The sequence below is a fragment of the Allofournierella sp. genome, from assembly GCF_017889395.1.
Lineage (GTDB): Bacteria > Bacillota > Clostridia > Oscillospirales > Ruminococcaceae > Allofournierella.
The window spans coordinates 1-4,956 of record NZ_JAGHKE010000120.1; the positions used below are offsets into that span (position 1 = coordinate 1).

The 4,956-nt window shown below is 62.4% G+C and carries 4 protein-coding genes; all 4 read left to right on the forward strand.

Going from position 1 to position 4,956, the window contains the following annotated elements; all coding sequences use genetic code 11:
* The coding region (locus J7G73_RS12290) for a CapA family protein (protein ID WP_291246467.1) at positions 1–1,313 on the forward strand (1,313 nt) is incomplete at its 5' end.
* 13 nt (positions 1,314–1,326) lie between these two features.
* Entirely contained in the window at positions 1,327–1,965 is a 639-nt protein-coding gene (locus tag J7G73_RS12295) for an N-acetyltransferase (RefSeq protein WP_291246468.1), read from the forward strand.
* Between the two features lie 127 nt (positions 1,966–2,092).
* Positions 2,093–4,363 carry a hydratase gene (locus J7G73_RS12300; RefSeq protein ID WP_291246469.1) on the forward strand — a complete coding sequence of 757 codons (2,271 nt, stop codon included), beginning with the start codon at positions 2,093–2,095 and terminating at the stop codon, positions 4,361–4,363.
* Between the two features lie 145 nt (positions 4,364–4,508).
* Positions 4,509–4,956: MFS transporter (locus J7G73_RS12305; protein ID WP_291246470.1), on the forward strand; the 448-nt coding region annotated here is incomplete at its 3' end.

Genomic DNA, 4,956 nt, shown 5'->3' on the forward strand with positions numbered 1-4,956 from the left:
GCTGGGGCGTTCCTTATTACTTAATGAACACCGGTGTTCGGGTGGCGCAGCCGCCCCAGAGCGCCGTTTCCGCTTCCTCTGCTCCCGCCGCAACCCCCGACCCGCAGCAGAAGGCCGAAGACACCCTGACCGCTCTGCGTGCCGCCGATGCGCCGGAGGAGCTGACCGCCGATTTTCTGCAATTTTGTGAGGAGCAGTCCCCCGGCATCTGCGACGCTCTGACCGGCGCTGCCAAAGCCGAAGGCTACAGCACGGACCTGTTCTGGCAGGCAAGCGGCAAGAGCTATCTTTATTATCAGGCGCTCTACGCCCAGCCCATGGCGGAAAACGTGCACGACACCGGCGTGACGGACGGTCCGGCGGTGCTGGCCTTCACCGGTGATGTGAACTTTGCCGACGACTGGTACAACATGCTCCACTACGCAAAGACCGCGGGCATCGAGGACTGCTTCGGCGAAAGCCTGCTGGCCGAGATGCGTGCAGCAGACATACTGTTATGCAACAATGAATTCGCCTTTTCGGACCGGGGCAGTCCCATGCCCGGCAAGCAGTTCACCTTCCGGGCCAAGACCGCCAACGTGAGCATGTGGCAGGAGCTGGGGGCAGACATTGTGGGCCTCGCCAACAACCACTGCTTTGACTACGGCGAGGATGCCTTTCTGGACACTCTGTCCACCCTGCAAAGCGCCGGTATCCCCTATGTGGGCGCGGGCAAAAATCTGGAGGAGGCCATTCAGCCCCAGTTCTTCCTGGCGGGCGGCATGAAGATCGGCTACATTGCCTGCACCCGGGCGGAAAAGTACATTCTCACCCCGGAGGCCGGGCAGGACAGCCCCGGTGTGCTGCGCTGCTATGACCCGGAGCTGGCGGTGCAGGCCATCCAGGCGGCCAGTGAGCAGTGCGACTACCTGGTGGTATACGTCCACTGGGGCACCGAGGGATCCACCGTGCTGGAGCAGGCCCAAACCGATCTGGCCACCCGCTTCACCGATGCCGGGGCGGACCTGATCGTGGGGGCGCATCCCCACATCCTGCAGGGCGTAGGCTGGCGGCAGGATACCCCGGTGCTTTACAGTCTGGGCAATTTCTGGTTCAATATGGAGACTCTGGACTCGGCCCTGTTGAAGGTAACGGTGACCGAGCCCGGTGCAGCGGGGGCCACGGTGCAGCTGCTGCCCTGCATCCAGACCGGCGGCCGGGTGAGCCTGCTGGAGGAGGACGCAGACAGGCAGCGGGTGCTGGACAGCCTGAACGCCGTGATGGAAAGCGGCTATTTTGACGAAAACGGAATTCTTTGCAAGCAAACAGCGTAAGGAGGGACCAACCATGAACGAAGCATACTGTGAGCGGCTTTGCATCGAGCAGGGCCGCCCGGAGGATGCAGAAGAGCTGCTGGCTTTGCTGCGGCAGGTGGGCTCGGAGACCGACAATCTTACCTTCGGGGCCGAGGGTCCCGCCTTCACCATTAAGCAGGAGAGGGAATATCTGCGCGCCATGGCCGAAAACCCCACCAGTGCCTTTTTTGTAGCCCGGCTGGACGGGCGCATGGTGGGCTCGCTCAGCTTCCGGGCCATGACTCTGGCACGGGCCAGCCACCGGGCCGAGATGGGCATTTCGGTGCTGCAGGAATGCTGGGGCAAGGGCGTGGGCAACCGTTTGATGGAGGCGGCCATCGACTTTGCAAAGAACAACGCAGGTGTGGAGATCATCTCGCTGGAGGTGCGGGCGGACAACACCCGCGCCCAGGCGCTCTACCGCAAATACGGCTTTGAAGAGATCGGCCGCTTCCCCGGCTTTTTTCAAGATCGACGGCAAGTGGGTGGATTTTCTGCTGATGAATCTCTATCTGTGAGCCTGTGCCACAGCACCGAGGACCAGTCTGACCGACAAAAAACGCAAAAAATCGAAAAAACAGTTCAAAGGACCCGGCAGGCAGTTGGCGCTGCCGGGTCCTTTGTGTTATAATCGGTTTATACGGGCTTTGGCCCAGTGAAGTGTGCGCGTTACAGGCCAGCTCGAGATCAATCGGGTGGGAAACTGAGCACCGGCCACCGCGCAGACCCCGAAACCCTGTTTCAAGGAGGTTTATTCAATGGTAACTTGCAGCAAAACCGGCATGTATTACGCCCGCGGCCAGTGGGTGCAGGCGGACGACGAAGCCCCCGCCAAGCTGGCAGCTCTGGGCTTTGACGAAAACGCGGTGAAGGGTGCCCACACCGGCACCATCGCCTACGGCATCTTGCAGGCCCACAATCACAGCGGCGACACCGAGGCTCTAAAGCTGAAATTCGACGCCATGGCCAGCCACGATATCACCTTCGTGGGCATCGTGCAGACCGCCCGGGCCTCCGGTCTGGAGAAGTTCCCCATGCCCTACGTGCTCACCAACTGCCACAACAGCCTGTGTGCGGTGGGCGGCACCATCAATGAGGACGACCACCTGTTCGGCCTGTCCGCCGCCAAGAAGTACGGCGGCATCTTCGTGCCCCCTCACCTGGCGGTCATTCACCAGTACATGCGCGAGATGTATGCAGGCTGCGGCAAGATGATTCTCGGATCGGACAGCCACACCCGTTACGGTGCGCTGGGCACCATGGCCATCGGCGAGGGCGGCGGCGAGCTGGCAAAGCAGCTGCTGGGCCGTACTTACGATGTGGCCCGCCCCGGCGTGGTGGCAGTGTACCTGACCGGCAAGCCCGTGGTGGGTGTCGGCCCTCAGGACGTGGCTCTGGCCATCATCGGCGCCGTGTTCAAGAACGGCTATGTGAAGAACAAGGTGATGGAGTTCGTGGGCCCCGGCATTGCTGAGCTGCCTCTGGAATACCGCAGCGGCATCGATGTGATGACCACCGAGACCACCTGTCTGTCCAGCATCTGGTGCACTGACGAGGTCACCCATGAGTACCTGACTCTGCACGGCCGCGGCGGCGATTACAAGCCCCTGGCCCCGGCGGATCTGGCCTACTACGACGGTCTGGTGGAGGTGGACCTGTCCAAGGTGCGGCCCATGATTGCTCTGCCCATGCACCCCTCCAACGTATACAGCATCGAGGAGCTGAACGCCAACCTGGAAGACATCCTGCACAAGACCGAGGAGGACTGCGCGGCTCTGATGGGCGGCAAGGCCCGCCTGGATCTGGTGAGCAAGATCGAGAACGGCAAGCTGCGTGTGGACCAGGGCGTGATTGCAGGCTGCGCGGGCGGCATGTACTCCAACATCTGCGAGGCGGCAACCATTCTGAAGGGCCACACCGGCGGCAACGGAGAATATGCCCTCAGCGTTTACCCCTCCAGCCAGCCCACCATGATGGCGCTGATGAAGAACGGCGCGCTGGGTGAACTGATGGCCGGCGGTGCCACCATCCGCACCGCCTTCTGCGGTCCCTGCTTCGGCGCGGGCGATGTGCCCGCCAACGGCTCGCTGAGCATCCGCCACACCACCCGCAACTTCCCCAGCCGGGAAGGCTCCAAGCCGGGCAACGGCCAGATCGCCGGTGTAGCTCTGATGGACGCCCGCTCCATTGCGGCCACCACCCGCAACGGCGGTATCCTGACCCCCGCCACCGACATCGACTACGACCCCACCATTCCGGCCTACGAATTCGATGATTCCAGCTACCGCAGCCGCGTTTACTCCGGCTATGGCAAGGGCAACTACGACGAGCTGCTGCGCCTGGGCCCCAACATCAAGGACTGGCCCGCCATTCAGCCCCTGCCCGAGAACCTGCTGTTGAAGATCAGCAGCTACATCACCGACCCGGTGACCACCACCGACGAGCTGATTCCCAGCGGCGAGACCAGCTCCTACCGCTCCAACCCCCTGGGCCTGGCCGAGTTCACCCTCAGCCGCAAGGACCCGGAGTACGTGGGCCGCGCCAAGGCCATTCAGGCCGAGGAGGCCGAGCGTGCCGCGGGCAAGGCCAGTGCCGGCCTGCTGGACCGCATCCATCTGGTTCCCGGCTGCGGCAAGCTGACCTGGGAGCAACTGGGCATCGCCTCCAGCATCTACGCGGTGAAGCCCGGCGACGGCTCCGCCCGTGAGCAGGCCGCCAGCTGCCAGCGCGTGCTGGGTGCAGGCGCCAACATCGCGGTGGAATACGCCACCAAGCGTTACCGCTCCAACCTGATCAACTGGGGCATGCTGCCCTTCCAGCTGGCCGGGCCCACTCCCTTCGGTCTGGGCGACTACATCCTGGTGCCCAATGTGCGCGAGGCGCTGGCCGGCGACCTCTCCTGCGTGAAGGCCTACGTGCTGAGCCTGGATGGCCCGCTGGAGTTCCACATGAGCCTGGCTCCCCTGACCGCAGACGAGCGCCAGATCCTGCTGGACGGCTGCCTGATCAACTACTACAAGCACAACTGATTCTTACCCGTATCAAATGCACAGCCGGGGCTTCCCGGCTGTACATTTTTTGTTTTGACTCCGCAGGCTGAAAAAGCCTCTTCCCCTTTGCTGCGTTCTGTGATAGAATGTGGCGGAGTAACAAACGACAGGCGGAAGAAAAACCATGAAACAGAATGCAAAATGGAAGCAGCACGCCCTGATCCGGGTGCTGGCAAACAACCACGGCAACCCCCGAACCCTGATTTTGATCGAGCCGCTGTGGGGCATCCCCTACAACCTGATCACCCCCTTCGCTACCCTTTACATGTATACCCTGGGCGTGACCGATGTGCAGATCGGTCTGATCCTTTCGGTCACCATGGCGGTACAGGTGGTCATCGCCTTCTGGGGCGGCATCCTCACCGACAAGCTGGGCCGCAAGTTCACCACCATGCTGGGTGACTTTTTCGGCTGGGCCATCGCCTGCCTGGTGTGGGCGGTGTCGCAGAATTTCTGGATGTTCCTTATTGCGGCGGTGCTCAACTGCTTTGAACAGGTGAACCAGACGGCCTGGTTCTGCCTGCTGATCGAGGACGCCGACCCCGGCGATCTGGTGGAGATCTACACCTGGG

Bases quoted from the DNA above. Each gene is read 5' to 3' on its own strand.
- J7G73_RS12295 (WP_291246468.1), top strand. From the start codon at position 1,327: ATGAACGAAGCATACTGTGAGCGGCTTTGCATCGAGCAGGGCCGCCCG.
- J7G73_RS12300 (WP_291246469.1), top strand. From the start codon at position 2,093: ATGGTAACTTGCAGCAAAACCGGCATGTATTACGCCCGCGGCCAGTGG.